The following is a 26,655-nucleotide window of genomic DNA, read 5'->3' on the forward strand; positions in this document are numbered from 1 at the left end:
ACCAATCATGGCTGCTCCTTCACATGGCGTGATCGCCACTTTCGACACCGCGTCGGACATCTACCACGCGGCGCAGAAAGTGCGCGACGCCGGCTTCAAATTCTGGGACTGCATCACCCCGTGCCCTGTGCACGGTCTCGATGGTGCGATGGGCGTCAAACGCTCCAAGGTTCCTCGTTTCTCTCTCATTGGCGGTCTCATCGGTTTCACCACCGGTATGTCGATGATCTTCTTCACCGGTGCGGTGGACTACAAACTGATCGTCGGCGGCAAGCCGCTCTTCAGCCCGATGTTCGCATTCCCGGTCTCCTACGAATTGACGATTCTGTTCACCGCCTTCGCCACGATCGGAGGCATGTTTCTTCTCAACGGTCTGCCGATGCACTATCATCCGGTGCTCAAGACCGATCACATCCACCGCGGCCTCGATGATAAGTTCCTCATCGTGATCGAAGCCCGCGACCCCAAGTTCGATCTGGCCGCCACCAAGGCGTTGCTGGAATCGGCCGGGGGTAAAGACATTGCCGAAGTCGAGGCCTGACCCGATGCGATACGTCTACTTATCCGTCTTTTTTCTGGTCGTATTGACCGTGGGAGCCCTTGGGTTCCGCGGCTCAATTTCGACTAAACCGCCCCTCGAGGTATTCCCCGATATGGACCGGCAGTCGAAATATCTGCCGCAGGACCGTTCGGAGTTCTTCGCCGATGGCCGCACGGATCGTCCGTTGCCCGCCGGCGTGGTGGCTCGTGGTGATCTCAAGGCCGACACGCACCTTGATCTCGGTCGTGATGCTTCCGGCGAGTTCGCCCGTGGTTTTCCCGTCGCATTGACGATTGATCGTCAGTTCATCGACCGCGGTCGCGAGCGTTACGAAATCTACTGCGCTCCGTGTCACGGCAACATGGCCGATGGTCGTGGTATCGTCACCCAATACGGATGGGGCACTCCCGCCAATCTGCACAGCGATCTGTATCGCAGCCAGGCTGAGGGCGAAATCTTTAACACCATTACTCATGGCAAGAACACCATGTTCGGTTACGGCGACAAGCTGGTCTCGGAAGATCGCTGGGCCGTCATCGCTTATGTTCGCGCCTTGCAACGTTCCCAGGATGGCCGTCTCTCCGACGTGCCGGCCTCTCATCAAGCGGAGTTGAACTAAAGATGTCTGCCTCCAACACCAACGGCACTCCCGCAGGAAAAGCCCTTATCATCGGTATCGTCGGCATCGCGCTGACGGCGGTCGGCATCGCCGTATCCGGCGGACCCAAGGTCGCCTTCTCGTGGCTCACCGCGATGACGTTCTGGACCGGAATCGCGATCGGCATGCTCATGCTGATCATGATTCACCATATCTTCGACGCGAACTGGTCGACGGTGATCCGTCGTCAATTCGAGCACGGCATCTCCGCCTTCAAGTGGCTGGCCCTCTTGTTCGTCCCTCTGATCGTCGCTTCATTCATCGACCCGAGCATTTTGTGGAAGTATTTCGATCCTTCTTACAATCTGGCGGACATCGGTGGACACGGCACGGTGGGCGAAGACGTTCTGTGGGTGAAGAAATCGGTGCTGTTGAACCCGAAGATGTTCCTCTTCATCACGATCGGTTCGTTCCTGGGATGGATTTTCCTTTCCAGTCGTTTTCGTCGCAACTCGTTCACGCAGGATGGTGACGGTGACATCAAGTGGACCACCTCGAGCCGTAAATGGTCGGCTGCTGGTATCCCGTTCACGGCTTTTGCGCTGACGTTCTGTGTGATCTTCTGGGTCAAGGCCCTCGATTACCACTGGTTCTCCACCATGTATGGGGTGTGGTTTTTCGCCAACTGTGTCCGCGCTGCGCTCGCGATCGGCATCCTGATCATGTGCTGGCTGTGGACCCGAGGTGACTACAAGGGCGTGCTCAATACCAACCATTGGTATTCCATCGGCATGCTGTCCTTCGCCTTCACGGTGTTCTGGGCCTACGTCACGTTCTCCCAATACTTCCTGATTTGGAACGCCAACGTGCCGGAAGAAACCTTCTGGTATAACCTGCGTGAAATTAACAATTCCACCGGTGAGGCCAACCAATGGAAGTGGATCGGCATGCTGCTCCTCTTCGGTCATTTCTTCTTCCCATTCCTGGGGCTCATCAGCTACCCGGCGAAGATCTCCAAGAAGTGGATGAAGTTCATGGCTACCTGGATTCTGCTGATCGTGTTCGTGGACATGATCTACAACGTCTGGCCGTCCAAGAAGGTGACGACCGAAATGGTCGAAACCGGCCACGGCTTCGGTCTTGGGGTCGGCGATCCGCTGCCATTTCTCGCCGTTCACCAGCTGTGGACATTCACCGCGCTCATCGGCATCGGTGGCATCTGTGCCTGGGCTTACTTCAAGAGCTTTCCGACCGCCAAACTCATCCCGATTCGTGATCCCCGTATTGGTGAATCTCTGACCTACCATGAGTGATACTCAATCGACTCCTTCCGCGGCGACCTGGCCGCTCGTAGCCGCCATCGTCGGTGTGTTTGCGATCTTCCTGATCATCATGCAGGTCGCTCGCACGCCGGTGACGCCGCTTTCCCAAGCGGTGAACATGCCGGAGGATGCCCAGTGGCGTCTGACCAGCGAGGGCCGCAAAGCCAAACTCGCGGAGCTGCGGGGCAACGCCGCCTCGTCGGCCAACAGCTACGGCTGGATCAATCAAGATGCCGGGGTGGTGCGCCTCCCGGTCGAACGGGCCATTGAGCTGACCTTGGCCGAGATCAACGCCGACCGCTGACCCGTATGGATTGGTTTTTCTACGCTGTAGCGCTTCCTTTCGCGCTCCTGTTTCTTGCCTCGGCGGCCTACGCGCTTCATTGGGCGGCCAAAAATGGCCAGCTCAAGGAGTTCGAAAAAGGGGCCGCTTCCATTTTTGACGAAGAGGAGCCGGTGGGTAAACAAACCGACTTCTTCCCGCCCAAACGCTGATTTTCTTTCTGCTTCAACCTGACTGATGGCCTCCGCTCCTAGCCTTGTTCAATCCCTCAAGCCGTCGACCTCGACGGACTCCGCCACTCGGGCGGAATTGAGTGAGATTGACGCCTCCACCAAAGCCCCCGCGCTGTTCTTCCTGATCTCCAGCGTGCTCTGGCTGTTGGTGGGAACCGCGTTCGCACTCATCGCATCGTTCAAGATGCATTCGCCCGAGTTTTTGGGTGACTACGAATGGCTCACGTTCGGTCGGGCCCGCGCGGCCCATTTGAACACCGTCATCTACGGTTGGAGTGTGAATGCCGCGTTCGCTGTGGCTTTTTGGCTCATGGCCCGTCTGTCGCGCTCGGTGTTGCGCCACCCCACGCTGTTGTTCGTGGCCGGTGCGTTCTGGAACATCGGCGTATCCCTCGGGGTGATTGGTATTCTGCGGGGTGATTCGACCTCGATCGAGTGGCTGGAATTTCCGTCCTACGCCACGCCGCTGCTCTTCGTCGCCTATGCGCTGATTGGGGCTTGGGCGGTGATTACGTTTCGTTTTGGCAAGTCCAAGCATATCTACGTGTCGCAATGGTATATCCTCGCGGCACTGTTCTGGTTCCCGTGGCTCTACTCGGTGGCGCAGATCATGATGATTTTCGATCCGGCGCGTGGCACGGTGCAGGCGTTGGTCAACTGGTGGTTCGCTCACAACGTGCTGGGGCTGTGGTTCACCCCCATCGGCTTGGCGGCGGTTTACTATTTTCTACCCAAGGTCTTGGGAAAGCCGATTCACAGTTATTACTTGTCGGTGCTCGGATTCTGGTCACTGGCGTTCTTCTACAACTGGGCGGGCGTGCATCACCTCATCGGCGGCCCGGTCCCGGCTTGGGTGCAAACGGCGGGTATCGCGGCCTCGTTCATGATGGTCGTGCCCGTGGTGGTAGTGGCGATCAATCACCACATGACCATGGTTGGCAGCTTCGGCGCGCTGAAGTATAGCCCGACGCTTCGCTTCATTGTTTTTGGCGCGGTTTCCTACACGCTCACCTCCCTGCAGGGATCGTCCATGGCGATCCGCAGCTGGGCGGAAGTGACGCACTTCACCCACTACACCGTGGCGCACGCGCACTGGGGCATGTATTCCTTTTTCACGATGGTGATGTTCGGCAGCATCTACTACATCATGCCTCGCCTCATGCATAAGGAATGGCCGTCGGCACGGATGATCAGCATCCACTTTTGGGCCACGGCGATTGGTATTATTATTTACGTCGCGGGTCTCTCCTGGGGTGGCATCGAACAGGGTTTTGCCCTGAACAATGTCGAAAAGTATCCGGTGTTCTTGGACATCGTGGAGCTGACCAAGAAGTATCTGCTCAGCCGCAGCTATGCTGGTATTCTCATCACGGTGGGCCACATTGCCTTCGCGGTTAACTTTACCTGGATGTTGATTACTCCGAGCCGCAAGGGAGCCACCGCCCCGACGCTGTTCCGCAACCCTGCTTCCATGGAGATGACCCGATGAATCGCGCTCCTCTCATTTTTCTCGGTGTGTTTGTCGCGCTGGCGTTCTCCTGGACCGGCATCATTCTCACCAACCAAGTCGCCTACGGCAACCTTACGCCTTATTACGATGAGACCGAAGAAGCGGTGTTTCCCGTCGCCACGCCCGGTCTCGCGGCCCGTGGCCAGCTCGTCTACCAAGACCTCGGCTGCGTTTATTGCCACACTCAGCAAGTGCGTCGTCCGGGCTACGGCTCCGATATCGAACGTGGCTGGGGCGAGCGTCAAAGCGTAGCGCGCGATTACATCCGTGAAAAACGCGTGATGCTCGGCACCATGCGCACGGGGCCGGATCTCCGTAACATCGGCGCCCGTCAGGCCGATCCGACGTGGCATATGCTGCATCTCTACGATCCGCAGATCACCTCACGGGGATCGAACATGCCTCCCTTCCGTTTTCTCTTCGAGCAACGCAAGATCATCGGCGAAGCCAGCCCGGATGCCATCACTTTGCCGACTTCCTATGTGGACGGCACGCCGCTGCCGCCACACTCGTTGCCGGCCGAAGGCTACGAACTGGTGCCGACCGAGCGCGCCAAGTCATTGGTCGCTTATTTGATCAATCGCAAGGACACCTACGCCTACCCGGAAACCTTTAACGTCTTCCCCGAGGACGACGCAGGTGAAGCCGAGGCCAAGACCGAAAGCGAAGGGGAGGGGCACTAAGATGAGCGACGAGGAAATTAAAAAGTCAGATCCGACCATTGAACAGGGCGCCGCCTCGGATGAACAAATCCAGGAAGTGCACTCCGTTTTGCTGCGTGAAAAGCGCGAGCCAAGCGAAGGCTACACCCCGATGCCGTTGTTCCTGTTGGGTTTCGTATCGTCGATGATCTTTATCGTTTCGATTTACTTCATCCACTATCGCGGCGGTCTGACGGAAGGCATTGGGGAAGCCGCCATGATTTACGACGAACGCTTCGACCCGAAACTTCACGGTGGCGCCGCCAATGTGGTGAAAGAGGTCGATCCGATGGTCGCGGGTAAAAAGGTCTACACCCAAGTGTGCGCCACCTGTCACCAAGTCACCGGTTCCGGTGTCCCGGGCGTCTACCCTCCTTTGGCCGGATCCGACTGGGTTTCCGGTAGTGAAGAGCGACTCATCAACATTCTGGTCCACGGTCTCGCTGGTCCGGTTGAGGTCGCCGGCACGACCTACAACGGCAACATGCCGGCCTTCGGTAAAGGCAGCGCCTACAACTGGGGCGACGATCGGATCTCCTACGTGCTGACCTACATCCGTGCCGAGTTCGGCGGTGGAGCCGCTCCGGTTACGGTGGAACGCGTGACTGAGCTTCGCGAAGGCAGCTCGCGCACAACGCAGTTCAGCGCCGAGGAACTGCTGGCCTTGCCGTAGTCCCCATCGAGTTCATCGCCTGAGAATTTTAAAACCGCCGTTGCTCAACGGCGGTTTTTTTTGGGACCTCGGTCGCTGGCCGAGACTAGTCCCGCGCCAGTTCGGCGGATCGCGCTTTGGCCGTCAAAACGGCGTCCTTCATCATGCCGCGAATATCGTGCGCGGCCATGCGTTGCAGACCGGCGAACGTCGTGCCGTTGGGGGAAGTGACCTGATCGCGCAGGGCCTCGGGCGACTGGTCGCTGCGGGCCATAAGGCGGGCGGAACCCAGCACCGTTTCGATCGCAAGTTGTTCGGCCTCCTCGGACGTAAGACCCGCCGCGATGCCGCCATCGCGTAGGGCCGCCGTGAACTCAAAAACAAACGCCGGACCGCAACCGCTCACGCCCATGAGGGCATCGATTTTCGACTCGGGAACTTCGATTTCGCGTCCGATCGATCCCAGTAGTCCCGTGATCGCGACCCGGTCCTCGGCATTCAACGTCTGATGCGAGCACCAGCCGGTGATTCCGGCCCCAATCGCGCTCGGGGTGTTGGGCATGGTGCGAATGATATTGCGAGCCGCCGGGAATACGCGGTGGAGATGCTCAAGAGTTTTGGCGGCCAAGACGGAAAGCACCAATTTTCCCTTGGTGAGGTCGGCAAGTCTGGGATCGGCCGACGCCAGATGATACGGCTTGAAAGCGATGACCACGACATCGGCATCGCCGAGCAGTTCGGGCAGATCGGTAGCCTGCCGGATACCGGTCCGTGCCGCGAGTTGTTGCGCGCTGGTGCCGCTGGCACTGTAGCAACCAATCTTGGCTTTGGCTTCAGGGTTCTGAGCGATGAGCCCGTCGACGATGGCAGTGGCCATGCGGCCGGCGCCTACAAATGCGATTTTATCCATGTCCGGTTTGACTGCGGGTGATGGGATGAAGGGCGATGGCAACGGTGCCGCCGTCCGGCATATCGTGCAGGGTCAGGTCGCCGCCCATGTGCCGCAGGGCATGGCGGGCGACCGTCAATCCCATGCCGACGCCGACGGTGTGTTTGGAGCTGATGAACGGTTCAAACATTTGGTCGCGGATGGCGGAATCGATGCCGCGACCACCATCTTCGACCCGAATTTCGAGAGTGGGGATGTCGACGCCCTCCGCCATGGCCGTCTTGATGACCACGGTGCGATCATTGTCCTCGCTGTCGCCGTAGGCTTCCCACGCGTTGGTAATGAGCGCAGCGAACGAACTCTCAAACACCTCGATGTGGCTGTCGATGGCGAGATCCTCGAGTGAGTTGATCAAGACCACCACGTCGGAGGCGCCGGTTTCCTGTTCAAAGCGGGCGATGGCTCCCCGCAGCAGATCGGATAGCTTGAACGGTTTGGTTGGCAGCCGGGTTTTAACGACCATCGAGCTGAGTTGCTTGATGATGGAGACAATGCGCTGGACCGCTTTTTCCACGGCCTCGGCGTTGCGTCGCACGGCGTCGGGCTTATCGGCCATGCTCTTGATAAGATCGAGGTAGCCGATCACGACGCCGAGCAGGTTGTTGAGGTTGTGCGCGATGCCCTGGGTTACGGCTCCGATGGTGGCGGCGCGGCGGGCTTCGACCAACCGGCGCTGCAGATCGACCATCTCGCGATTGATGGAGACGAATCGCAACTGCGTCTGCACGCGGGCCAGGGTCTCATCGAGATCGATGGGCTTCGTGATATAGTCCACCGCGCCGACGGCGAGACCCTCGATTTTACCTTCCTTGGAATTTCGTGCCGTGATGAAAATCACGGGAATGGAGCGCGTCTCTTCACGCGATTGCAGACGCGTGCAGACCTCGATGCCGTCCATGTCGGGCATCATCACATCGAGTAGAATCAGATCCGGTTTTTCCGCCGCGACGGCGTCGAGCGCTTCCTGACCGGAGTAGGCTGAGTCCACCGTGATGCCTTCACGCTCCAGTTTTCGTTTGAGCAACTGGACGTTGATGAGCTGGTCATCAACGACCAAAATTCGAGGGGCGAGCATCTTGGGAGCTACGTAAACCGCTATTCGATCTAGGCTGCAATCTTCTTGCGCATCAGATGTGCGGACCAAGCAGCCGGGCCTTGACGGTGTTTTTCATCAACATCGCCACGGTCATGGGACCCACGCCACCGGGGACGGGCGTGATTTGGGCGGTCTTGGGGGCGACGGCGTCGAATTCCACGTCGCCCACGAGGCGGTAGCCGGATTTGCGCGATTCGTCCGGTATCCGGTTAATCCCGACGTCGATCACGACGGCACCGTCCTTGACCATGTCGGCGGTGACGAAGTGGGCGCGGCCGATGGCGGCGATCAACACGTCGGCCTGGCGGGTGATTTCCGGGAGGTTGGCGGTGGCGGAATGGCAGATTGTGACGGTGCCGTTGGCCCCGGCCTTTTTTTGCAGAGCGAGCAGGGCGATGGGTTTGCCTACAATCAACGAACGGCCGAGCACCACGACATGCTTGCCCCGCAGGTCCACGTTGCTGCGGCCGAGCAGTTCCATGATGCCAGCGGGCGTGCAGGAGGCGAAACCGGTGTCGTCTTCCTGGGCGATCTTGCCGAGATTGAGCGTATGAAATCCATCGACATCCTTGCCGGGATTCACGCGGCGGAAAATGGCGAGCTCGTCGAGCGGCTGGGGCAACGGTGACTGCACCAGAATGCCGTCGACCGTTTCGTCGGCGTTGAGCTCGTCGATCAGCGCTTCCAATTCCGCCTGCGAAATCGTCACCGGAGGAAGGATGATCCGACTGGTCACGCCGATCTCGGCGGCCGTCTTTTCTTTCTTTTTAACGTAGGAAACTGAAGCGGGGTCGTCACCCACGCGAACGAGCGCGAGGCACGGTTTACGGCCCTCGATGTGGGCAACTTCGGTTTTCAGTTCGGCGATGATGGAGGCGGCAATCTTATTGCCTTCGATGAGTTCCATGAAAGGGGCGAGCGGGATGAAGTGATGCGCTTCAGCGCATTTGCAGGGATTCGACGGCGATCACGATGTCCTTGGTTTCGGGCACCGGGCGGGCGACTCCGTAAACCACCACCGTGCGGTCGAGGTATTTTTCGATCTGCTCGGTGAGCAACAACTTGGTGAGATCGAGATAGGCGAAACGCGTGCCGTCTTCCGCTTCCAGCGCGAAATCGTAAGGGCGGCGCGGACGCAGCGGCGCGCGGGTGGAGGCGAGCTTGCCCTCAAACAGACGGGGCAGGGCGGCGAGGCTGGAACGCTCCTCAGCGCTCCGAGTGATTTGACGGCCGGCAGTGGGAACGGGCGCATGGGCGGGAGAGACGCTGCCGGTATGGCGGGGCGGGGCGTCCTGCACCGGGGAGCGCGTGATGGCCGGGGCGGTGCGGGAAACGGCCGGAGCAGCGTCGCTTTGAATGTAGCCGACGATGGCGTTTTTGACCCGAAGCTGGGTCCAGCGACCGCGCAGGCCGGTGATCTCAAGGTCCTCGTTGGCCGCACTCTGCATGAGCACGGGGGAGTCGGACTTGGCGGCGGCGTGCAGCGGCGAACCCGGTTTGACGTCGAGATCTTTGCCAATGAAACGGTTTTCCACGTAGACCTCGTGCGGGCCCGGCAACTTCACCGCGGTCCAGCCCGCCGGGGCGGTCACGGCGTAGTCCCGCGAAGGGATGGGGTCACCGGCTTTCACCAAAAGCGCGACCGGTGCGGTGGGGCTGGGTTCGGTGTGAACCGGCGTGGCCCGCGTGGCGGTTTGCGCGATTATCGGAGCGGCGAGCAGCGTGAGGAGAGAGAGCGTCTTAACGAGCATGACTGGGACGGGTTTTGCGAACAACCGCCGCTTGATGGCCCGGCAAGGGAGCTTCCGGCACCTTGAACAGCAGATTGATCTCTTTGGTAGAAAGGAGTTTCACGGCGCGCAACGGGATTCCCTTTAACGGCAGCGCTCCGATTTGGTATCGCCTTAGCTTTTTCACGGGGAAGCCGAGCGCAAGAAACAGCTGCCGAATCTCACGCTTCTTGCCGTGATGCATCCAAACGTCGAGGTCGGCGGACTCGTCCTTGCGGGGGTTGATCAAGGCGGCGCGCTCCACCTTGAACCACTCGTCCTCCATTTTGACGCCCTTGACCAGACGGGCGAGGCGGGCGGCCGGGAATGGCTCTTCGAGTTTTACCTGGTATCGCTTCACGACGACGTTCCGCGGGTGCATCAGCTTGTTGGCCAGATCGCCGTCGGTGGTGATAATGACCAGCCCCTCGGAATCCTTGTCGAGGCGACCCGCGCAAAAGAAGCGGCGTTTGGCCAACTGGGGCGGAAGCAGATCGAAAATCGTGGCGGGGTTGTGCGGATCGTCGTTGGAGCAGATCAGGCCGCGGGGCTTGTGCACGGCTACGGTCATGTGGGTGTCGCGCACGGGTTTGACGCGTTGACCGTCGACGCGCACGTCGTCCTCGCCGGGCGTGACTCGCTGGCCCAACTCGGCGATTTTGCCATTGATGGAGACATCGCCATCCTTGATCAGCGCCTCTGCGGCGCGACGGGAACACACCCCGGCGTCAGCCAAATATTTTTGCACGCGGATACTCTCGGTTACCATGGTCATCGCAGTTGGTTTGATTTGCGACGCACTGGCAAGCCCGCCGCCGTTACGTTGGGCACGAATTCCGCTAACATAAACAAAGTCTTGCGCGAACTCGGCGCGAATTGATCAACTTTCCCACTATGTCCGCACCCGCTGCTGAATCAGAATTCTCCAAGACCAACCCGTTCCCGGCGAAAATCGTCGAGAACCGCCTGCTCAATCAGCCCGGATCCTCCAAGGAAACGCGCCACTTCGTCGTTGATATCGCGGGCAGCGGGCTTTCCTACACCGTGGGCGACTCCCTTGGCGTCTTTGCGACCAATCGCCCGGTCGAGGTGGCTGAAATCCTCGAGGCCATCGGTGCCTCCGGCGAAGAAATGGTTTCACCCGCCATGCTCAAGCTCGACGAGCCGATCACCTTACACGAGGCGTTGACCTCCCGCTTGGCCCTGGCTTCGCCGACGCCAAAGCTGCTGAACGCGCTGGCAGACAAAGTCACCGATCCGGCGGAGAAGTCCAAACTGGACGAATTACTGGCCCCGGAAAACAAGGAAGCCCTGCGCGGCTGGCTCGAACAACGCGCCTACATTGACATCTTGCAGGAGTTTTCCAGCGGCCGACTCAGCCCGCAGGAATTGGTGGATCTCCAACGCAAGCTGATGCCACGGCTTTATTCGATCGCTTCGTCCCCCAAGGTTTCGCCGCAAGGCGTGCACCTCACCGTGGCCATTGTGCGTTACGAGACCAACCACCGGGAGCGGGTGGGGGTGTGCTCAACTTTCATGGCGGATCGCGTCGTGACCAGCGAGACGCCGGTGCCGGTATTTGTATCCAACTCTCACTTCGGTCTGCCGGAAGATCACGCGGCGCGTGACATCATCATGGTCGGTCCGGGCACGGGTATCGCGCCGTTCCGGGCGTTTGTGCAGGAGCGTGCGGCCGACAAGGCCCCGGGGCGCAATTGGGTTTTCTTTGGCGACCAGCATGCGGCCACCGACTTCCTCTACGAAGACGAATGGAAGGACTACATGGCGAGCGGTGCCGTGACCAAGCTCGATCTGGCGTGGTCCCGCGACCAGGAAGTCAAAGTCTACGTGCAGGACAAAATGCGCGAAAGCGCGGCCGAGCTGTGGTCCTGGCTCGAAGGCGGGGCGATTTTCTACGTCTGCGGTGATGCCAAGCGCATGGCCAAGGACGTCGATCAGGCCCTGCACGACATCGCCGCCGAGCAAGGCGGCATGAGTGTCGAAGCAGCGGCCGCATGGGTGAAGCAATTGAAGAAGGACAAGCGCTACCAACGCGACGTTTACTGATTTCACCACCGTGGTGCGGGATCGGTCGGAATGGGCACTTTGCCCTTTCCTCCGACCCGTTTTCGCGTCTGTTTGCGTGAAACCCCTCTCGATTAATCCCACCCAATTTCATGACATTTACTGATCGCACCGCGCTCGTCACCGGCGCCGGCCGAGGCATTGGCAAAGCCATTGCTGAAACGCTGGCCGCCCAAGGCGTCAAAATCATCTGCGTATCCAAAAACCCCGCCAGTTGCGGTGGCGTGGCCGATGCCATCAACGCGTCCGGCGGCACCGCCGTGGCCCGCGCCGTTGACGTGTCGGATGGTCCCGCCGTCGAGGCCGCCGCCGCCGAGCTCATCAAGGAGTTTGGCAAAATCGACATCCTCGTGAACAACGCCGGGATCACCCGGGACGGATTGCTCGCCCGGATGTCGGAAGAGGATTGGAACGCGGTGATTCAAACGAACCTCACCAGCTGCTTCCATTGGACCAAAGCGATTGGCTGGCCGATGTGCCGCAACCGCTGGGGGCGCATCGTCAATATTTCCTCGGTTTCCGGTATCACCGGCAACCCCGGCCAGGCCAATTATTCGGCCGCCAAAGCCGGCATGATCGGTTTTTCCAAAACCGTCGCCAAGGAATTCGCTCGCCGCAACGTGACGGTAAACGTCGTTGCGCCGGGCTTTATCAAAACCGATATGACCGCCGAGTTGAGCGAAGAGGTGCAAAAGGGAGTGACTGATTTCATTCCCATGCGCCGCTTCGGTGAACCCGCCGATATCGCCAACGCCACCGCCTTCCTCTGCTCGGAAGAATCCGCCTATATGACCGGGCAGGTTTTTACCGTTGACGGCGGTATGGCGATGTGAAGCCTCCAGACCTTTAGTAGCACTCCACATGTCCGACCAAAAAACCATCGAACAACGGGTTAAGGAAATAATCGTTAACCAACTCAATGTGAACGAAGAACAAATCACTCCAGAGGCTTCGTTCCTGGATGATTTGGGCGCCGATTCACTCGATACTGTCGAGCTGATCATGGCCTTCGAAGAAGAATTCAAGGAAGAGATTCAGGGCGAAATCCCCGAGTCCGATGCCGAGAAGCTTCAGACCGTCGGTCACGTGACCGACTACATCAAGGGTAAGGCTGGTAACAGCTAAGAATCCCGGCACATTTTTTGGCGTCCTATCCGGTCTCGCGAGAGCCTGCGGGTAGGGCGCCTTTTTTGTTTTAACCCGACTCTTCGCTTTTCGTATGCCAACTCTGCCCGACTCGCAACGTGTGGTCGTGACCGGCCTCGGGGCCATTCACGGTCTGGGACATGATCCGGACGCCTTCTGGGCCAGTCTGGCCGCCGGCCAGCCCGGCGTCGATCGGGTGTCGCTGTTTGATCCCGAACCTTATGCCTGCCACATCGGTGCCGAAGTGCGGGACTGGCAGGTCGAGGATCACATGGATCCCAAGGAAGCGCGCCGCAACGACCGTTACACGCATTTTGGGTTCGTGGCGGCCAAACAGGCCGTGACTGATTCCGGACTCGATTTTGACCGGGAAAATCCGGACGAGATCGGGGTGCTGGTGGGGTCCGGCATCGGTGGCATGCTGACTTACGAACAGCAGTTGCGTCGCTTGGTCGAGGGTGGTCCGCGGCGCGTGTCCCCGTTCACGATTCCCGCGTTGATCGGCAATATTTGTTCGGGCTTGGTCGCGATCCATTACGGCGTGCGCGGACCCAATTTCGGCGTCGTTTCGGCGTGTGCCACCGCCACGCACGCTATCGGCGAAGCCATGCACATGATCCGTCGTGGCGATGCCAAGGTCATGATTGCGGGCGGAGCCGAGGCGGCCATCACGCCGTTTGCCTATGCCAGTTTCTGCTCGATGAAAGCGATGAGCACCCGCAACGACGATCCGCAGACCGCGAGCCGTCCGTTTTCCCAAGGGCGCGATGGATTTATCATGGGTGAAGGCGCGGGCGTTACCGTGCTGGAATCGCTGGAACACGCCAAGGCCCGGGGAGCGCGCATTTACGGCGAAGTGGCGGGTTATGCGGCCACGGCGGATGCGCATCACATCACGATGCCCGATCCGGAAGGCAAGGGACTCGGCATGGCGATGACGCGGGCGCTGCGCGCTTCCAGCGTGGCAATTGATGAAGTGGACTACATCAACGCGCATGGCACCTCCACGCCCTACAACGACAAGTTTGAGACCATGGCGATCAAGCGACTCTTTGGTGATCACGCCGCCAAGCTCCCGGTTTCATCGACGAAATCCATGACCGGCCACTTGTTGGGAGCGGCCGGCGGTATCGAAGCCGTGGCCTGCCTGAAAGCGATCGAGCATCAGACGTTGCCGCCCACGATCAATTTGCATGAACCCGATCCAGAGTGCGATTTGGACTACGTGCCCAATGTGGCGCGCGAGGCCCGGATTGACGTGGTGTTGAGTAACAACCTGGGTTTCGGCGGCCAAAACGCCGCCATCGTGTTTCGCAAGGTTTAGCTATCGCCGCACCGGTGCGATCCGGCTCCGGTGGCGGGTTAGCTCAGGGTAGCGAGTCCCGGCAATCCCAGCGGATCGCTCCGATCCACCGGCTGCGTATCCTGATCCTCGGGCAGACTGCATCGTTCGATGAAGCGGTGCAGCGCGACCCATCCATGCGGGGCCTCACCCTTGGTTTGTTCGAAAATCAAACGGCGACCCGATCGCAGCATCACCTGACTGAGTGCCTCGGAGCGGGCCGATTTCGCGGGTAACTCTCCGCTGCCGGTGCGGAAATCGATCCACGGCACGAGCGTGAGACGTTCGTTCCACCAGCCCGCGGTGCGAACCACGGCCAAGTTGCTCTTGGGCCAAATTTCAAAGTGGGTCACAAAATTCCGGGAGTATTGCACCGTGGCGCGGACGAAGAGTATTGCCGTGAGCGCGATGATGCCGGCGAAGATTCCGATACCGACCGAGAAGGCGGCGACGCCGTGGTTTGGCAGCATCCACCCGAGCGCCACGCCCAGCGCGACCAGCGCTCCGGTGCCAATGACCGTCGCGGTAATGGCCATGCTGCGGATGCGGGATCCATAGCGATGTCGAAACAACACCGGATGATCCGAGGGAAGGGCCGCCAAAGATTTCACCCGCCGACTATACGCGAGGCGTTTTATTCGCAACATACGCATCCTTACGTAAACGGGGAGAACCCGTTGTTCCTTGCGACGAATTCAAAAAAAAACCGCCACCCCAAAGGTGGCGGTTGAAAAGTGAGGAAGGGAACGCGCGAGCGATCAGACCTTTTGCACGAGGCCGGCCTTGATGGCCTTCACCGAGACCCACATGCGCTTCACGGTGCCGTTGGGCAGCTTGACGCGGATACGTTGGACGTTCGGCTTGAAGGTGCGCTTCGTGACTTTGGTCACGTGCGTGCCGATGCCGCCGCTCTTTTTGGCGACACCTTTGCGGTGAATGATGCTGCCCGTGGTAGGGCGCTTTCCAGTAATGGCACAGATTCGGGACATGGGCTTCTCCTTAGTTAAAAGGGTCGGAATTAAAGGTTTGGGTCATGCCGAAGCAAGGGGAATTTTAGCAAACGTCGCGCCACGCCGTCAGGGCCTGAAATTTCTGCCCAAGGGCCGATGGATGAAGGAGTTGCATGAGTCCACTTTTTCGCGCCGACAACCCGTGCGCTTCGGATTGCATAATTTCTGCGAGCGCCCGGGCGGCATTTTTTACGAAAAACGCTTCCTGCGACAGCACGGGATCCACTTTGAAGCCGGCGTTGTGCAGAGCCGCCGAGAGGTCATCCCAGCAAATATGGCAGGTCAGATCCTGGGCACCGGGGGAGGCCAGCACATCGGTCACTTGGCGATGGCGATGATAGGCACGCACCGTGCCGTGGGGACATTCCTGGGTGAGTTCGCGGGCGCTCTTGCCGTAGTCAAATGCCACGAAAAGACCGTGCCAGGGGTGGTCGGCAATTTCCTTCGCCAGGGCGGCGGCGCGAAAGGGCCAGTCCAGTTGGTAGCCGGTCGCAGCGGCCGCAGGTAAGGCGATGGTCGCAGCGGCCGGGCGGGAGACTTCTTTGACCTGGCCGTCGTCAAGCATCACGCCGCGTTCCAACCAGCCATCGTCCGCTCGAATGAAACGGGCGCAGGGTTGCGCATCGAAAAGTTCGTTGGAGAACACGACGCAGGGACCGGACAACGTGAGGGCGTCATGGATGCCCACGCGTTTGAGGGCACGAAACGGGTGCGCCACGTCGTCGAGCACGGACCGGCCGTCTTCGGCGCCGAGTTCGATGAAGGTGTAATCGGCAGGATTCCGGGAACCGAGTTGGGTGCGAACGACCGCTGTCACCAGCTCGCCGAAAATCGGCCCGAGGGAAGACGCGGTGTAAAAATCGGTGGCGCGGTCCTGGCCGACGCGGGGTCGGTCGGTCGTGTAGTAGCCGCAAGTCGGATCATAGAGGGCCAGGTCCATGAACTGCTCGAAGGATACAAATCCATCCAGAGGAGCGACGGCTTGGAGGGCGGCGGCGAAGGCGGGAGAAACAGTGCGGTCGGTGGATGAACCCATTTACAAGAGCGATGCATTGGTCACAGTCGCCGGGATGCTCAAACGGATTCTCACGATCACGACCGGTATGATGATCGGCAGCCTCATCGCGATGGGGGTGTTGCATGTGGTCGGAATGTTGGGATTTTCGGGCCACGCGGAGGTCGATGACGCGGCGGACTATTACCGGGAAGTGCTGGCGTTGGTGGAGAACAGTTACGTCGACGGTGCCCAAACCGACCCGGCGGAAATGACGCGCACGGCGTTGGAGGGACTGCTGGGGGCGCTCGATCCCCACTCGGAATTTATGCGGGCGCGGGACTATTCCAGCATGCAGGAGGATCTCGACAGCACGTTTGGCGGCATCGGGGTGCAGATCGAACGCCGCGACGGCGATGTGGTGGTGATCGCACCGATTTCGGGCACCCCGGGGGAACGGGCCGGTATTCGACGGGGCGATCGCGTGCTCAAAGTCGACGGGGAGAACATGCGGGGGCGATCGATTGATGATGTCGTGGGTGTGATGCGGGGAAAGCCCGGCACCGAGGTACGCATCGCGTTCGGTCGTGAAGGTCGCGAAACGCCGTTTGAAGTCACCATCGTGCGGGAGATTATCAAGGTGGAGAGTGTTTCCGATGTGACACTACTGCCGGGGGGAATCGGTTATCTGCGACTGGTGCAGTTTTCGGAACCGACGGCGGCGGAATTTCACGCCGGAATCGCCCGACTCCAGTCCGAAGGCATGCAGGCGTTGATCATAGATGTGCGTAACAATCCGGGCGGTCTTTTGACCTCGGCGGCGGATGTATTGGAACCGTTCTTTGCAGAGGGGGAGTTGATGGTCTATACGCAGGGGCGGCGGAAAAACGACCGGGAAGAATTTCGTTCCACCAATGCCGATGCCCCGTTTGATCTGCCGCTGGCGGTGTTGATCAATGCCGGCAGTGCCAGCGCTTCCGAGATCGTGGCCGGTGCCCTCAAGGATTCCGGTCGGGCGGTGATCGTCGGCGAGCGCTCGTTTGGCAAAGGTTCGGTGCAAAGTCTTTATCGTTTGCGCAACGGCGAGGGACTGCGACTCACCACGGCCAAGTATTACACGCCGAGTGGCGTGGTGATCCACGAACGTGGGGTGGAGCCGCAGGTCGACGTCATCATGACTCCGGAGGACGATGCCAACGTGGCGGTGCAACGGGCGCGCAGCGACTTGACCGATCCGGTGGAGTTTGAGCAACGCTTCGGCTTTGCCCCGGTGCCCGATCGGCAGTTGGACGCGGCCGTGGCGATATTGAAAGCGGCACTGCTCGTCGATCAACGCAAGGGTTCGGAAGAATGATTTTGGCGCTGGAAAGTTCCTGCGACGAAACCGCGCTGGCGCTGTTTGATCCGGCGCGCGGATTAGTGGGGGAGTGGGTGAATTCCCAGATGGCGCTGCACGAACGCTACGGCGGTGTGGTGCCCGATCTGGCGACGCGGGAGCACCTGCGCACCGTTGGGCCCATGCTGGAGGTGGTGCGGGCACAACACGACCTGGCAGCGGTCAGCCAAATCGCCGTGACGCACGGACCGGGCCTGGCCGGCTGCCTCGCCATCGGCTCGGCCGCGGCCAAAGCGTTGTCGGTGGCGCTGGGTGTGCCGTTGGTCGGCGTGAACCATCTGCGCGGGCATGCCTTTTCGCCCTTCATCACGTTGCACGCGGTCGCGCCGGCGGAATTCGAGGCGCGCCTGGCGGCGTTGTTGCCGCATCTGGGATTGGTGGTTTCGGGCGGAAACACGCTGTTGTTTTCGCTCGATACGGACCGACGCATCAAGCTCATCTCGTCCACCCGCGACGACGCCGCCGGCGAGGCCCTCGACAAGGGGGCCAAATTGCTGGGGCTGGGCTATCCGGGCGGTCCGTTGGTGGAGAAGCTGGCGCAGAACGGTGACCCGACGGCCTACGATTTCCCTCGGGGCATCGGCAACAAAGCCGAGTTGGATTTCAGTTTTTCGGGTTTGAAAACCTCGCTGCGCTATCAGCTGGAGAAAATGTCTCCCGACGAGATTGCCGTCCGCACTCCCGACCTTTGCGCCAGTTACCAGCAAGCCGTAATCGATGCGTTGGTGCGCAAGTCAAAGCTGGCCCTGCGCACGGGCACATTTCGCAGTATCGGCTTGTCCGGCGGGGTGGCCAACAACCGCCCGCTGCGGACGGCGATGAGCACGATGGCGCAACGACAGGGCGTCGCGTGGGTCGCGGCTGAGCCCCGGCACACGGGCGACAATGGCGGCATGATCGCGTTCGCCGCGTGGGTTGATCCCACGGTGGCATCAACCGATCCGGTGCGTCTGGAAATTCATCCGAGTCTGCCGCTGGCCGTCCCTGCGGCGAACCAGGACTGAGCCCACGCGTTACGCGTATTCGCGGCGCAGGTTGCTCGGTAGGATGCCAAGTTCTTCGCGGTATTTGGCGACCGTGCGGCGGGCGATTTTGATGCCTTTGCCCTGCAGTTTCGCCACGAGTTCCTGATCGCTGTAGGGACGACTGCGGTCCTCAACCGTGATGAGATCGTTGATCATTTCCTTCACGCTGGTATTGGAAACCGAAGCGCCGCCGTCGGACTGGTAGCCCGGCGTGAAGAAGAACTTGAACTCGAACACGCCGTGCGGCGTGCGGATGTATTTGTTGGCGATGGCGCGGCTGACCGTGGTTTCGTGGACACCGACGGTATCGGCGATCTGCGTCATGGTCAGCGGGCGGAGTTTGGAGACGCCTTCGTTGAAAAACTCCTCCTGCACTTTAATGATTTCGCGGGTGATGCGCTCAATGGTCTGTTGGCGCTGATCGATCGAATTGATCAGGAACCGGCCGGAACGAATGCGTTCCCGCAGATACTCGCGCTCCTGGCGGGAGAGCGAACCCTTCGCGATCATATCCTTATAGGTATTCGAAATTCGGAGACGCGGGATGTAGTCGTTGTTGAGATCGATTTTCCAGATGTCGCCATCACGTTCGACGGTGACATCGGGCGTGACGACGCGATTGCTGTCGTCGGCAAACCGGCGGCCCGGAGCCGGATCGAGGGTGCCGATTTCTTCGATCGCGAGTTGCACGTCTTCCAGGCTCGCTCCGGCGCGGCGGGCGATGTCGGGGATGCGGCGGCGGATCAACAGGGGGAAATGATTGCGCACGATGCGGGCGGAGAGCGAGTCGCCGCGACCTTTGGAAACGAGCTGCAGCGAAAGGCATTCCTTGAGATCGAGCGCTCCGATGCCGGGCGGGTCGCACGTTTTGAGCAACGCGTGGGCGCTTTGCACGGCATCGAGCGGCAGGCCCATCTGGAGGGCGATGTCGGAGACCGATTGAGTGAGAAAACCACGATCGTCGAGACTGCCGACGAGGTAGCGCATGGCTTCGAGCGTCGGTTCATCCACGTCGGCCATTTCGGCCTGACTCATCAAATGTTCCTGGAGGGAGGTGACGCTGACGAGGGAATCGAAAAAGTGCTGTCGCTTCTCGTCGTCTTCGCTGGTGCGGGGTTGGTTGCCACCCGCATTCGCCATGTAGTCGCGCCAGTCCTGATCGAGCTTGGTGAGGATCTCGAATTCCTTGTCCTGGGAGAAATCCATTTCGTCGCGACCGGATTGAGCGTCCTCCTCGTTGTTGTTGGACGTGGTGGAGTGCTCCTCACTCGTTTCGCGGTCGATGCTGATGCCCTCCATGGGCATCTCTTCGAGGGTGGGGTTGGCCTGCAACTCCTCTTGGATGACGGTGCGCAGATCCATCGCTGCGACTTGCAGGATTTTGAGCGACTGCCGCAATTGCGGCGCCAACACGAGTGATTGGGTCTGGCGTTGACTGAGACCTTGGGAAAAACCGGGACCGGCCATAAGTATGGAACGTGTGGTTCGTTACGTGGCGATGGGGCTGCGCACTGGTGGATTTGTGCCAGGTGGCGCGTATCCGGTGAGATCCCGGAGGTAGACACCTAGTTTTTCATTGGTGGGGCCGTAGCGGTCGGAGTAGAGGTAAACTTCGAGATCGGTCAGCATCTCATAGGCCGTTTGATAGCGGCGGTCGCGGTCGCGGCGGAGGGATTTTTGAATAATCTCCTCGAGCGCGGGATCGATGTCCGATCGCAGTTCGCTGAACTTGGGCACGGGCATGGTGAGAATGTTGCGGCGGGAATCCAGCCGATCGGGCGCACGGAAAATGTTCTTCGAAAGCAGCAGTTCCGTCAGCACGATGCCCAAAGCGAAGAGGTCGGCCCGGGCATCCGTCACCGCGTAACTCGCTTGTTCCGGCGACAAGTATTCGTCTTTGCCCGCGATCACCTTGCCTTCCTCGTTATACATCAGGTCGAGCGCCTTCGCGATGCCGAAGTCGGTGAGCTTCACGTCACCTTCCCAGGCGAGCAGGACGTTCTTCGGGCCGATATCGCGGTGCACGATGCCGAGCAAACGGCCGCGCGCATCACATTTTTGGTGGGCGTAGGCCAGACCGCGGGCGATGCGAGAGATGATGAAAACCGCCATTTCAACCGGGATGGGGCGGTTGAGTTCGCGGTGTTTTTCCAAAAATTGCTCCAAACTTAGGCCGTTAACCAACTCCATCACCATGAAGTATTGGCCGCCCACTTCACCCAGATGATAGGTCTGGACGATATTGGTGTGAATCAAGTCGGCGACCAGTCGCGCCTCACCGATGAAGTTCTTTTGAAACTCCGCGATTGCGGAATACTCTTCACGGATCAGCTTTACTGCCACGCTTTTGCGGAATTGACCCGAACCGTTTTGCAGGGCCTCGTAGACAAGGCCCATGCCGCCATCGGCGATCTTGCGCACCATCTCGTAGTGGACCTCGTTAAAGAGATGTTTCAGCTTGCTCACTGCGACCACCCAAGTCGACCCGGCCGAGTGATGCAAGAAACATAAAATTCATCTAGCACGATTCTTGCTCTTGACGAGTTTGAGAGGACGGCGGGGATTTGACAGCGGACGCAACGCACTCAACTTGGAGGCGTGATCACCTTAACCGAGAGAGCTGCCCGACAGATTGAATCCATGCGCGCCGAATCCGCCTCCGAGGGGCAATTGCTCCGCGTGTTGGTGGAAACCGGGGGCTGTTCGGGCTTTCAGTATGGCATGTCGTTCGACGAGCCGAAGGCGGATGACCAGACCTTGGAGAGTGAAGGCGTTTCGTTTGTGATCGATCCAGCGAGCCACGCTTATCTTGACGGTTCCAACATCGACTTCGACGACGGCTTGCAGGGGAAGGGGTTTGAAATTCAAAACCCGAACGCCCAGAGCACGTGCGGTTGCGGCAAGTCGTTTAACTGACGGAGCGTTCGCGCTGGTCTCGTCTTCAGCGGATCGGGGCCTTGTGCCCGCCATGCAGCGCGACGATGCCGCCGGTGAGCCGCTGCACCTCCACCGAGGCGAATCCGGCTGCCCTCATCTCGGCCGCGATACCGTCGTGATCGGGAAACGTTTCGATCGATCCACACAGGTAGTCATAGGCGCTTTTATCGCCGGTCACGATGCCCGCGATGATTGGCAGGATGTGCTTCAGGTAGAAATAATAGAACGGGCGGAACGCCCGGTAGGGTTGGGAAAACTCCAGCACCCACAAGCGACCGTCCGGTCGCAGCACCCGGTGAAGTTCGCGCAGGCAACGATCGCGATCGGCCATGTTGCGCAGACCGAATGAAATCGTGGCGGCATCAAACGTGGCGTCTGCCAGCGGCAGGTTCAAACCGTCGCCCTCGTTGAACGAGACGTTGGCGTAACCGCCGCGACTCGTTTGTTTGACCTCCGCTTCGTCGAGCATCGGTCGGCAGAAATCCATGCCGTTGATTTGCGTCGCGGCGGGCAGACCGTCGGCGAGGGCAAACGCCACATCGCCGCTGCCGGTGGCGAGATCGAGCACGTCGCGCGGCGCGTATTGCGCGACGTTGCGGATCAGGCGTCGACGCCACCAGACATCAATGCCGCCGCTGAGCAGGCGATTCGCGAAGTCATAGCGACCGGCGATGCGTCCGAACATGGAATTGACGGCTTGAGGATCAGGCATGGCGTGGAAGGGAGGCGGTCGGCGAGTTAGGCGGGTGAGCCTGAGCTCGACGAGTCGTAATTACTCCGATTCCGCCGCGGTGGCGGTTTTCGCTGAATCTGCCGTGTCATGGCGAAACCGCTCCACGACCCAATGGGAAAGTGCCTTCTCCGGATCCGCCACCACTTCCGCCGTGATTGGAATCGTCGTGGTCGTGTCGTCTTTGGCGAGCAGGGTCAGCCCGTGATGGAAATCGTGAAAACGTTCCTCGCACAGCGCGCGAATGGTTTTGTCGATGGCCAGGCTTTGCTCGATCAGCGCCGTGATGGCGCCCTCATCGAAGGCGAGCGTGAAACCGTGGTCTTCGGCGAACCGGTCGGCGAAGGCCTGCACTTCGCTGCGCAAGACATCGCGCTGCTCATCGGCATTGGCGGATAACAGCTCCCGCAACGCGGCTTCGGGTTTGGCGACCGTGGACTCGTCGATTTTAAACGACGTGATACCGGTCGAGGGCAGTTCGAATTTGAAGTTGCGAAACACTTGCTCGAGCACGGTCATGAGACCGCGCGCGCCGGTGTTTTCCTCGTGGGCCCGGCGGGCGATCTCCGCGACGGCATCGGGGGTGATGTCGAAGTCGATTTTATAGCCGGCAAAGTCCGCCCGGTATTGTTGCAGAATACTGCCTTCGCTGGTGAGCAAGACTTTCTGCAGGTCCGACGCCGTGAGTGATTGGCAGGCGACCCGCACGGGCAGGCGGCCGACGAATTCGGGCTCCATGCCGTAGTCGATGATATCGCGCGACTGCGCGTGTCGCAAAAACTCACTCAAGGGCGTGTCCGCGGTCGCGCCGGCGCCGAACCCGATTTGCGAGCTCTGGATGCGTTTCTTGACGGATTCCGCCAACTTGTCGAAGGCGCCGCTGACGATGAAGAGAATGTGGCGGGTGTTGATGGTGCGCTTGCGGGGTTTGCCGCCGCGTTGCATCTCCATCATCGCCTGCATTTGGGAGGCGATGTCGTTTTGGCTGGTAAGGGATACGTCGGTTTCCTCCATCAATTTGAGCAGATTGATCTGCACGCCACGTCCGGAGACATCGCGTCCGCCGCTGGAGCCCGAGCTCTGGGCGATCTTGTCGATTTCATCAATGTAGACGATGCCGTATTGGGCGAGATCGACGTCCCCGTCGGCGGCTTTGACCAAATCACGGACAAGATCCTCGACATCGCCGCCCATGTAGCCCGTTTCGGAGAACTTTGTCGCATCCGCGCGCACGAACGGGACGCCGATCATGCGGGCGATGCAGCGCATCAAATATGTCTTGCCGACGCCGGTGGGCCCCAGGAGCAGGATATTCTGTTTGGCGTAGTCGCGTTCCCGCAGCGCCGGATTCTCTAAACACCGACGCACGTGGTTGTAATGATCGCAGATGGCCACCGAGAGAACTTTTTTGGCCTCTCGTTGCTGGATGACAAAACGGTCCAAGTGATCGCGGATTTCCCGCGGACGCAGGTTGAAATTGCGAATCCGATCGAGCACTTCTTCATGCGCTTTATCTTCGGAATCCGGTGCAGTGTAGGAACTTCCCCTATCTTCCGGGGTCACTCCAGATTGAGCTCCACCGCCAAACGGTGAAGAACGCAGTAGATCTTTGATCTGCTTTGGCAGTTGTTCGAATGGATCTTGAGGGGTTTTTTCACTCATTTTGGGCAGTTTAATCCGACGTAATTGATTGACCTTTTAAGACTTCTGAAAATCATCTGTTATCAAAATAAGTTATCATTTTTAACTAAGGAAAACTCTTCATGCCTACTAATCTTCCCAATCTCACGAAACGCGAAATCGTGCTTCAAATTTACGAGAAGACCGGATTTCCCCAAAAGGAAGTCGTGGAAACCGTTCAGATGACTCTGGACATCATCATGAACGCGCTCGCGGAAGGCCGCAATGTGGAGCTGCGTAATTTTGGTGTTTTGGAGGTGCAACGGCGTAAATCCCGGATTGGTCGCAACCCGAACAAACCGGCGGCGGAGGTCGTCATTCCTGAGCGGGCCGTGGTCAAGTTCAAGTCGGGCAAGATTCTCAAGCAGAAGCTCAAGCAGCTCGATATCGCCACGATCAACTGATCGGCGAAGACACCACAACCCTTTCCCAGCCGGATCTACGGATCCGGCTTTTTTGTGCCCGGTGGGAGCGCTCCAACGTTTTTCGGTTGGCGCTGACCGATCCCGCCGCCCAAGTTTCCCGATTCCATGGCTACGTTTCAGTCTTTGCCCGGTTTTCGTGAGTTCTATCCCGAGTCTTTAGCCCGTCGGAATCATCTGTTCCGATGCTGGCGGCAGTCCGCGCACGCGTATGGATTTCAAGAATACGACGCGCCCGTGCTCGAACCGCTCGATCTTTATAAAGCCAAGTCGGGCGACGAAATCGAGGCGCAGCTGTTCAGCTTTACCGACAAGGGCGGACGCGAGGTCGCGCTGCGTCCGGAGATGACCCCGACGGTGTGTCGGCTGGTGGGGGCCAAGGCCAACGCGCTGAAACGTCCGATCAAGTGGTTCAGCATCGCCGACTTTTACCGTTACGAGCGGATGCAGAAAGGCCGCGGTCGCTGCTTTGCCCAATTCAACGCCGACATCTTCGGCGAGGCCGGACCCGAAGCGGAGATCGAGTTGATCGGTTTGCTCGTGCAATGCCTGCGCGGATTGGGTCTCACGGCAGACGATTTTTACGTGCGACTCAGCGATCGCAATCTGTGGTTCTTTTACCTCGAAGCGCTCGGACTCAATGCGGAGCAAACGCGGAGCATGCTCGGTGCGATCGACAAGTATGAGCGCCTCGAAGATGCCGCCTTTAAAATCTACACGGACGCGCAGGGCGCTTTGGACGAGGTCATCAAGGCCAAGATCGTTGCCTTTCTCGGCATCAAAACGCTCGCCCAACTCGAAGCCGTGGTGGCCGATCTCGCCAGCGATGACCTCACGGCGCGGCTCGATGATTGGCGTCGCGTTTTGGGCGGCCTTGAGGCGATGGGTCTCAGTGATTTCGTGACGGTCGACCTCGGCGTGGTGCGTGGTCTGGCTTACTACACCGGCTTCGTGTTTGAAGCGTTCGACCGCAAGGGCGATCTGCGAGCGTTGGCGGGTGGTGGACGCTATGACGACCTCGTGAAAAAGCTCGGCGGTCCCGAGCTGCCGGCGGTGGGATTCGCGATTGGCGACATGACGATGGAGTTGTTGCTGGCGCAACGCGGCTTGCTGCCGGATTTGGTCAGCGCGCCGGACGTTTATGCCATCATCGGTGGGCCGGACGAGCGGCTGGCGGCCTTTGGCGATATCAATTTACTGCGTGCCGCGGGCTATCGCGTGGACTACCCGATGCGAGAACTCGGTTTCGGCAAACAGTTCAAAGTGGCGGCGGAATCCGGTGCCCGAGTGGCGTTGATTTACGGCAGCGATGAGTTGGCGCGAGGTGTCGTCAAACTCCGCGACATGACGCAGCGTGAAGAGGTGGAAATCCCACGCGACCAAGTTGCCGTCGCCGTGCGCGATTTCCTTACTGCGGAATGAATTCACCGATGCCCGCCCTTCGTTACCGCGTGCTGCCCGGCGACTTTGCGGTGTGTCGTCTCTCCCCGGATGAGGCTGAACCGTCGTGGGTGCGAGGGGCGGGATTTTGCAACGTCACCCGCACGGCGGAAGAGCTTTCCATCATATGCGCCGCCGAACGCGTGCCCGCCGAAATTCGGGCCGAACGCGGTTGGCGAGTGATGCAGGTAGTGGGGCCCTTACCTTTTGACGCCGTGGGTATCCTGGCACGGTTTGTCAGCCCCCTGGCCAAAGTGGGTATTCCGATTCTCGCCGCCGCGACATTCGACACCGACTACGTGCTGGTGCGACAGGATGCGTTGATGCTGGCCGAGCAGGCGCTGGCCCAAGCTGGGCACGAACACGTCGAGTAGGCTCAGGAGAGGTCGGCGGGACCAAATGCTCCCGGCAACAGCGCGGCGATGGTCGAGTCGATGCGTTCCTTGCCATCACACACACTCACGACCCGTGCAGTCGGTCCAAACTCGTGGATGACCTGCCGACAGGCTCCGCACGGCGCGGTGGCTCGGGCGGTGGGAGTGTAAACGACGACGCAGCTGAGCTGCTTTTTCCCCGCGGCGACGGCGGAGAATATGGCCGTGCGTTCGGCGCAATTGCACAGCCCGTAGGAGGCGTTCTCCACGTTGCAGCCGGTAAACACGTCGCCGTTGGACATCAGGACCGCCGCGCCGACCGTGAATTGAGAGTAGGGCGCGTAGGCCTTCTTCGCGGCAGCCTTGGCGGCACGTTCGAGTTTACGCAGGGTGGCGGCGGCAGGAGACGCAGGCATGGTG

General features: G+C 59.8%; 31 protein-coding genes. 18 read left to right on the forward strand and 13 right to left on the reverse strand.

Annotated features, from left to right (window positions below; all coding sequences use genetic code 11):
* Positions 1 to 7 precede the first annotated feature (7 nt).
* The 8 genes from PXH66_RS06370 to PXH66_RS06405 are packed head-to-tail and all read left to right on the forward strand — an operon-like array spanning position 8 to position 5,861.
* Complete coding sequence (locus tag PXH66_RS06370; RefSeq protein WP_330929081.1) at positions 8 to 541, forward strand: DUF3341 domain-containing protein; 534 nt, start codon at positions 8 to 10, stop codon at positions 539 to 541.
* Positions 542 to 545: 4 nt separating this feature from the next.
* Entirely contained in the window at positions 546 to 1,160 is a 615-nt protein-coding gene (locus tag PXH66_RS06375; RefSeq protein ID WP_330929080.1) for a c-type cytochrome, read from the forward strand.
* A 2-nt stretch (positions 1,161 to 1,162) separates the two neighbouring features.
* Positions 1,163 to 2,452 (forward strand): hypothetical protein, encoded by a 1,290-nt coding sequence (locus tag PXH66_RS06380; protein ID WP_330929079.1) that lies wholly within the window; start codon positions 1,163 to 1,165, stop codon positions 2,450 to 2,452.
* Positions 2,445 to 2,765, forward strand: coding sequence for a hypothetical protein (locus PXH66_RS06385; protein ID WP_330929078.1), 321 nt, complete (start codon positions 2,445 to 2,447; stop codon positions 2,763 to 2,765). The genes PXH66_RS06380 and PXH66_RS06385 overlap by 8 nt, the downstream gene beginning before the upstream one ends.
* Before the next feature lie 5 nt (positions 2,766 to 2,770).
* Positions 2,771 to 2,956: a hypothetical protein gene (locus PXH66_RS06390; RefSeq protein WP_330929077.1), complete on the forward strand. Its 186-nt coding sequence runs from the start codon at positions 2,771 to 2,773 to the stop codon at positions 2,954 to 2,956.
* Between the two features lie 25 nt (positions 2,957 to 2,981).
* Positions 2,982 to 4,466 carry a cbb3-type cytochrome c oxidase subunit I gene (locus PXH66_RS06395; RefSeq protein WP_330929076.1) on the forward strand — a complete coding sequence of 495 codons (1,485 nt, stop codon included), beginning with the start codon at positions 2,982 to 2,984 and terminating at the stop codon, positions 4,464 to 4,466.
* A complete protein-coding gene (locus tag PXH66_RS06400; protein WP_330929075.1) occupies positions 4,463 to 5,170 on the forward strand; it encodes a cbb3-type cytochrome c oxidase subunit II in 708 nt (235 codons plus the stop codon). Before PXH66_RS06395 ends, PXH66_RS06400 begins: the two co-directional genes overlap by 4 nt.
* 1 nt (position 5,171) lies before the next feature.
* Positions 5,172 to 5,861 (forward strand): c-type cytochrome, encoded by a 690-nt coding sequence (locus PXH66_RS06405; RefSeq protein WP_330929074.1) that lies wholly within the window; start codon positions 5,172 to 5,174, stop codon positions 5,859 to 5,861.
* A gap of 85 nt (positions 5,862 to 5,946) precedes the next feature.
* Here the strand turns inward: PXH66_RS06405 and proC are convergent, their stop codons facing one another.
* The 5 genes from proC to PXH66_RS06430 are packed head-to-tail and all read right to left on the reverse strand — an operon-like array spanning position 5,947 to position 10,423.
* On the reverse strand, positions 5,947 to 6,750 hold the full coding sequence (proC, locus tag PXH66_RS06410) for a pyrroline-5-carboxylate reductase (RefSeq protein ID WP_330929073.1): 804 nt from the start codon (positions 6,748 to 6,750) through the stop codon (positions 5,947 to 5,949).
* A complete protein-coding gene (locus tag PXH66_RS06415; RefSeq protein WP_330929072.1) occupies positions 6,743 to 7,864 on the reverse strand; it encodes a hybrid sensor histidine kinase/response regulator in 1,122 nt (373 codons plus the stop codon). Before PXH66_RS06415 ends, proC begins: the two co-directional genes overlap by 8 nt.
* Before the next feature lie 52 nt (positions 7,865 to 7,916).
* A complete protein-coding gene (gene folD, locus PXH66_RS06420) occupies positions 7,917 to 8,792 on the reverse strand; it encodes a bifunctional methylenetetrahydrofolate dehydrogenase/methenyltetrahydrofolate cyclohydrolase FolD (protein ID WP_330929071.1) in 876 nt (291 codons plus the stop codon).
* Between the two features lie 31 nt (positions 8,793 to 8,823).
* The gene (locus PXH66_RS06425) at positions 8,824 to 9,636 is read right to left on the reverse strand and encodes an SH3 domain-containing protein (protein WP_330929070.1); all 813 of its coding nucleotides are present in this window, start codon (positions 9,634 to 9,636) and stop codon (positions 8,824 to 8,826) included.
* A complete protein-coding gene (locus PXH66_RS06430; protein WP_330932271.1) occupies positions 9,626 to 10,423 on the reverse strand; it encodes a pseudouridine synthase in 798 nt (265 codons plus the stop codon). Before PXH66_RS06430 ends, PXH66_RS06425 begins: the two co-directional genes overlap by 11 nt.
* 125 nt (positions 10,424 to 10,548) lie before the next feature.
* Here PXH66_RS06430 and PXH66_RS06435 point away from each other — a divergent pair, with 125 nt between their 5' ends.
* From PXH66_RS06435 to fabF, 4 genes are all read left to right on the forward strand, one after another.
* On the forward strand, positions 10,549 to 11,721 hold the full coding sequence (locus PXH66_RS06435) for a sulfite reductase subunit alpha (protein WP_330929068.1): 1,173 nt from the start codon (positions 10,549 to 10,551) through the stop codon (positions 11,719 to 11,721).
* A gap of 110 nt (positions 11,722 to 11,831) precedes the next feature.
* A complete protein-coding gene (gene fabG / locus PXH66_RS06440) occupies positions 11,832 to 12,572 on the forward strand; it encodes a 3-oxoacyl-[acyl-carrier-protein] reductase (RefSeq protein WP_330929067.1) in 741 nt (246 codons plus the stop codon).
* A gap of 28 nt (positions 12,573 to 12,600) precedes the next feature.
* Complete coding sequence (gene acpP / locus PXH66_RS06445) at positions 12,601 to 12,864, forward strand: acyl carrier protein (protein WP_330929066.1); 264 nt, start codon at positions 12,601 to 12,603, stop codon at positions 12,862 to 12,864.
* 94 nt (positions 12,865 to 12,958) lie between these two features.
* Entirely contained in the window at positions 12,959 to 14,209 is a 1,251-nt protein-coding gene (gene fabF, locus PXH66_RS06450) for a beta-ketoacyl-ACP synthase II (protein WP_330929065.1), read from the forward strand.
* A 38-nt stretch (positions 14,210 to 14,247) separates the two neighbouring features.
* Here the strand turns inward: fabF and PXH66_RS06455 are convergent, their stop codons facing one another.
* The 3 genes from PXH66_RS06455 to PXH66_RS06465 form a co-directional block, all read right to left on the reverse strand.
* Positions 14,248 to 14,763, reverse strand: coding sequence for a hypothetical protein (locus PXH66_RS06455; RefSeq protein ID WP_330929064.1), 516 nt, complete (start codon positions 14,761 to 14,763; stop codon positions 14,248 to 14,250).
* 222 nt (positions 14,764 to 14,985) lie between these two features.
* On the reverse strand, positions 14,986 to 15,216 hold the full coding sequence (gene rpmB / locus PXH66_RS06460; protein ID WP_330929063.1) for a 50S ribosomal protein L28: 231 nt from the start codon (positions 15,214 to 15,216) through the stop codon (positions 14,986 to 14,988).
* 64 nt (positions 15,217 to 15,280) lie between these two features.
* Positions 15,281 to 16,273: an SAM-dependent methyltransferase gene (locus tag PXH66_RS06465; protein ID WP_330929062.1), complete on the reverse strand. Its 993-nt coding sequence runs from the start codon at positions 16,271 to 16,273 to the stop codon at positions 15,281 to 15,283.
* On the opposite strand from PXH66_RS06465, the gene PXH66_RS06470 reads away from it, so the two are divergent.
* Positions 16,260 to 17,585 (forward strand): S41 family peptidase, encoded by a 1,326-nt coding sequence (locus PXH66_RS06470; protein ID WP_330929061.1) that lies wholly within the window; start codon positions 16,260 to 16,262, stop codon positions 17,583 to 17,585. The two genes, PXH66_RS06465 and PXH66_RS06470, sit on opposite strands and share 14 nt — an antisense overlap.
* Positions 17,582 to 18,631, forward strand: a complete 1,050-nt coding sequence (gene tsaD, locus PXH66_RS06475) for a tRNA (adenosine(37)-N6)-threonylcarbamoyltransferase complex transferase subunit TsaD (RefSeq protein ID WP_330929060.1) — start codon at positions 17,582 to 17,584, stop codon at positions 18,629 to 18,631. Before PXH66_RS06470 ends, tsaD begins: the two co-directional genes overlap by 4 nt.
* A gap of 9 nt (positions 18,632 to 18,640) precedes the next feature.
* On the opposite strand, the gene rpoN is transcribed toward tsaD, so the two are convergent.
* On the reverse strand, positions 18,641 to 20,119 hold the full coding sequence (rpoN, locus tag PXH66_RS06480; RefSeq protein WP_330929059.1) for an RNA polymerase factor sigma-54: 1,479 nt from the start codon (positions 20,117 to 20,119) through the stop codon (positions 18,641 to 18,643).
* A 21-nt stretch (positions 20,120 to 20,140) separates the two neighbouring features.
* Positions 20,141 to 21,118 (reverse strand): serine/threonine-protein kinase, encoded by a 978-nt coding sequence (locus tag PXH66_RS06485; RefSeq protein WP_330929058.1) that lies wholly within the window; start codon positions 21,116 to 21,118, stop codon positions 20,141 to 20,143.
* Positions 21,119 to 21,250: 132 nt separating this feature from the next.
* Here PXH66_RS06485 and erpA point away from each other — a divergent pair, with 132 nt between their 5' ends.
* A complete protein-coding gene (gene erpA, locus PXH66_RS06490) occupies positions 21,251 to 21,568 on the forward strand; it encodes an iron-sulfur cluster insertion protein ErpA (protein ID WP_330929057.1) in 318 nt (105 codons plus the stop codon).
* Between the two features lie 25 nt (positions 21,569 to 21,593).
* On the opposite strand, the gene ubiE is transcribed toward erpA, so the two are convergent.
* Both ubiE and PXH66_RS06500 read right to left on the reverse strand, forming a co-directional pair.
* A complete protein-coding gene (gene ubiE / locus PXH66_RS06495; RefSeq protein ID WP_330929056.1) occupies positions 21,594 to 22,301 on the reverse strand; it encodes a bifunctional demethylmenaquinone methyltransferase/2-methoxy-6-polyprenyl-1,4-benzoquinol methylase UbiE in 708 nt (235 codons plus the stop codon).
* A gap of 60 nt (positions 22,302 to 22,361) precedes the next feature.
* Positions 22,362 to 23,981, reverse strand: a complete 1,620-nt coding sequence (locus PXH66_RS06500) for an AAA family ATPase (RefSeq protein WP_330929055.1) — start codon at positions 23,979 to 23,981, stop codon at positions 22,362 to 22,364.
* A gap of 101 nt (positions 23,982 to 24,082) precedes the next feature.
* Between PXH66_RS06500 and PXH66_RS06505 the strand changes: the two genes are divergently transcribed.
* The 3 genes from PXH66_RS06505 (at position 24,083) to PXH66_RS06515 (ending at position 26,235) form a co-directional block, all read left to right on the forward strand.
* Positions 24,083 to 24,403, forward strand: coding sequence for an HU family DNA-binding protein (locus tag PXH66_RS06505; protein ID WP_330929054.1), 321 nt, complete (start codon positions 24,083 to 24,085; stop codon positions 24,401 to 24,403).
* 126 nt (positions 24,404 to 24,529) lie between these two features.
* Positions 24,530 to 25,843, forward strand: a complete 1,314-nt coding sequence (gene hisS / locus PXH66_RS06510) for a histidine--tRNA ligase (RefSeq protein WP_330929053.1) — start codon at positions 24,530 to 24,532, stop codon at positions 25,841 to 25,843.
* An 8-nt stretch (positions 25,844 to 25,851) separates the two neighbouring features.
* Positions 25,852 to 26,235, forward strand: a complete 384-nt coding sequence (locus PXH66_RS06515; protein ID WP_330929052.1) for an ACT domain-containing protein — start codon at positions 25,852 to 25,854, stop codon at positions 26,233 to 26,235.
* A 2-nt stretch (positions 26,236 to 26,237) separates the two neighbouring features.
* Here PXH66_RS06515 and PXH66_RS06520 read toward each other — a convergent pair whose 3' ends face one another.
* Positions 26,238 to 26,651 (reverse strand): cytidine deaminase, encoded by a 414-nt coding sequence (locus tag PXH66_RS06520; RefSeq protein ID WP_330929051.1) that lies wholly within the window; start codon positions 26,649 to 26,651, stop codon positions 26,238 to 26,240.
* Between the last annotated feature and the right edge of the window lie 4 nt (positions 26,652 to 26,655).

Origin of the sequence: Synoicihabitans lomoniglobus (genome assembly GCF_029023725.1) — a bacterium.
In the GTDB taxonomy this organism is placed as follows: Bacteria; Verrucomicrobiota; Verrucomicrobiia; order Opitutales; family Opitutaceae; genus Actomonas; species Actomonas lomonigloba.

What these genes read in the sequence shown, in the direction of transcription:
- PXH66_RS06370 (WP_330929081.1), top strand. Translation starts at nt 8, where the DNA reads ATGGCTGCTCCTTCACATGGCGTGATCGCCACTTTCGACACCGCGTCG.
- PXH66_RS06375 (WP_330929080.1), top strand. Translation starts at nt 546, where the DNA reads ATGCGATACGTCTACTTATCCGTCTTTTTTCTGGTCGTATTGACCGTG.
- PXH66_RS06380 (WP_330929079.1), top strand. Translation starts at nt 1,163, where the DNA reads ATGTCTGCCTCCAACACCAACGGCACTCCCGCAGGAAAAGCCCTTATC.
- PXH66_RS06385 (WP_330929078.1), top strand. Translation starts at nt 2,445, where the DNA reads ATGAGTGATACTCAATCGACTCCTTCCGCGGCGACCTGGCCGCTCGTA.
- PXH66_RS06390 (WP_330929077.1), top strand. Translation starts at nt 2,771, where the DNA reads ATGGATTGGTTTTTCTACGCTGTAGCGCTTCCTTTCGCGCTCCTGTTT.
- PXH66_RS06395 (WP_330929076.1), top strand. Translation starts at nt 2,982, where the DNA reads ATGGCCTCCGCTCCTAGCCTTGTTCAATCCCTCAAGCCGTCGACCTCG.
- PXH66_RS06400 (WP_330929075.1), top strand. Translation starts at nt 4,463, where the DNA reads ATGAATCGCGCTCCTCTCATTTTTCTCGGTGTGTTTGTCGCGCTGGCG.
- PXH66_RS06405 (WP_330929074.1), top strand. Translation starts at nt 5,172, where the DNA reads ATGAGCGACGAGGAAATTAAAAAGTCAGATCCGACCATTGAACAGGGC.
- proC (WP_330929073.1), bottom strand. Translation starts at nt 6,750, where the DNA reads ATGGATAAAATCGCATTTGTAGGCGCCGGCCGCATGGCCACTGCCATC.
- PXH66_RS06415 (WP_330929072.1), bottom strand. Translation starts at nt 7,864, where the DNA reads ATGCTCGCCCCTCGAATTTTGGTCGTTGATGACCAGCTCATCAACGTC.
- folD (WP_330929071.1), bottom strand. Translation starts at nt 8,792, where the DNA reads ATGGAACTCATCGAAGGCAATAAGATTGCCGCCTCCATCATCGCCGAA.
- PXH66_RS06425 (WP_330929070.1), bottom strand. Translation starts at nt 9,636, where the DNA reads ATGCTCGTTAAGACGCTCTCTCTCCTCACGCTGCTCGCCGCTCCGATA.
- PXH66_RS06430 (WP_330932271.1), bottom strand. Translation starts at nt 10,423, where the DNA reads ATGGTAACCGAGAGTATCCGCGTGCAAAAATATTTGGCTGACGCCGGG.
- PXH66_RS06435 (WP_330929068.1), top strand. Translation starts at nt 10,549, where the DNA reads ATGTCCGCACCCGCTGCTGAATCAGAATTCTCCAAGACCAACCCGTTC.
- fabG (WP_330929067.1), top strand. Translation starts at nt 11,832, where the DNA reads ATGACATTTACTGATCGCACCGCGCTCGTCACCGGCGCCGGCCGAGGC.
- acpP (WP_330929066.1), top strand. Translation starts at nt 12,601, where the DNA reads ATGTCCGACCAAAAAACCATCGAACAACGGGTTAAGGAAATAATCGTT.
- fabF (WP_330929065.1), top strand. Translation starts at nt 12,959, where the DNA reads ATGCCAACTCTGCCCGACTCGCAACGTGTGGTCGTGACCGGCCTCGGG.
- PXH66_RS06455 (WP_330929064.1), bottom strand. Translation starts at nt 14,763, where the DNA reads ATGGCCATTACCGCGACGGTCATTGGCACCGGAGCGCTGGTCGCGCTG.
- rpmB (WP_330929063.1), bottom strand. Translation starts at nt 15,216, where the DNA reads ATGTCCCGAATCTGTGCCATTACTGGAAAGCGCCCTACCACGGGCAGC.
- PXH66_RS06465 (WP_330929062.1), bottom strand. Translation starts at nt 16,273, where the DNA reads ATGGGTTCATCCACCGACCGCACTGTTTCTCCCGCCTTCGCCGCCGCC.
- tsaD (WP_330929060.1), top strand. Translation starts at nt 17,582, where the DNA reads ATGATTTTGGCGCTGGAAAGTTCCTGCGACGAAACCGCGCTGGCGCTG.
- rpoN (WP_330929059.1), bottom strand. Translation starts at nt 20,119, where the DNA reads ATGGCCGGTCCCGGTTTTTCCCAAGGTCTCAGTCAACGCCAGACCCAA.
- ubiE (WP_330929056.1), bottom strand. Translation starts at nt 22,301, where the DNA reads ATGCCTGATCCTCAAGCCGTCAATTCCATGTTCGGACGCATCGCCGGT.
- PXH66_RS06500 (WP_330929055.1), bottom strand. Translation starts at nt 23,981, where the DNA reads ATGAGTGAAAAAACCCCTCAAGATCCATTCGAACAACTGCCAAAGCAG.
- PXH66_RS06505 (WP_330929054.1), top strand. Translation starts at nt 24,083, where the DNA reads ATGCCTACTAATCTTCCCAATCTCACGAAACGCGAAATCGTGCTTCAA.
- hisS (WP_330929053.1), top strand. Translation starts at nt 24,530, where the DNA reads ATGGCTACGTTTCAGTCTTTGCCCGGTTTTCGTGAGTTCTATCCCGAG.
- PXH66_RS06515 (WP_330929052.1), top strand. Translation starts at nt 25,852, where the DNA reads ATGCCCGCCCTTCGTTACCGCGTGCTGCCCGGCGACTTTGCGGTGTGT.
- PXH66_RS06520 (WP_330929051.1), bottom strand. Translation starts at nt 26,651, where the DNA reads ATGCCTGCGTCTCCTGCCGCCGCCACCCTGCGTAAACTCGAACGTGCC.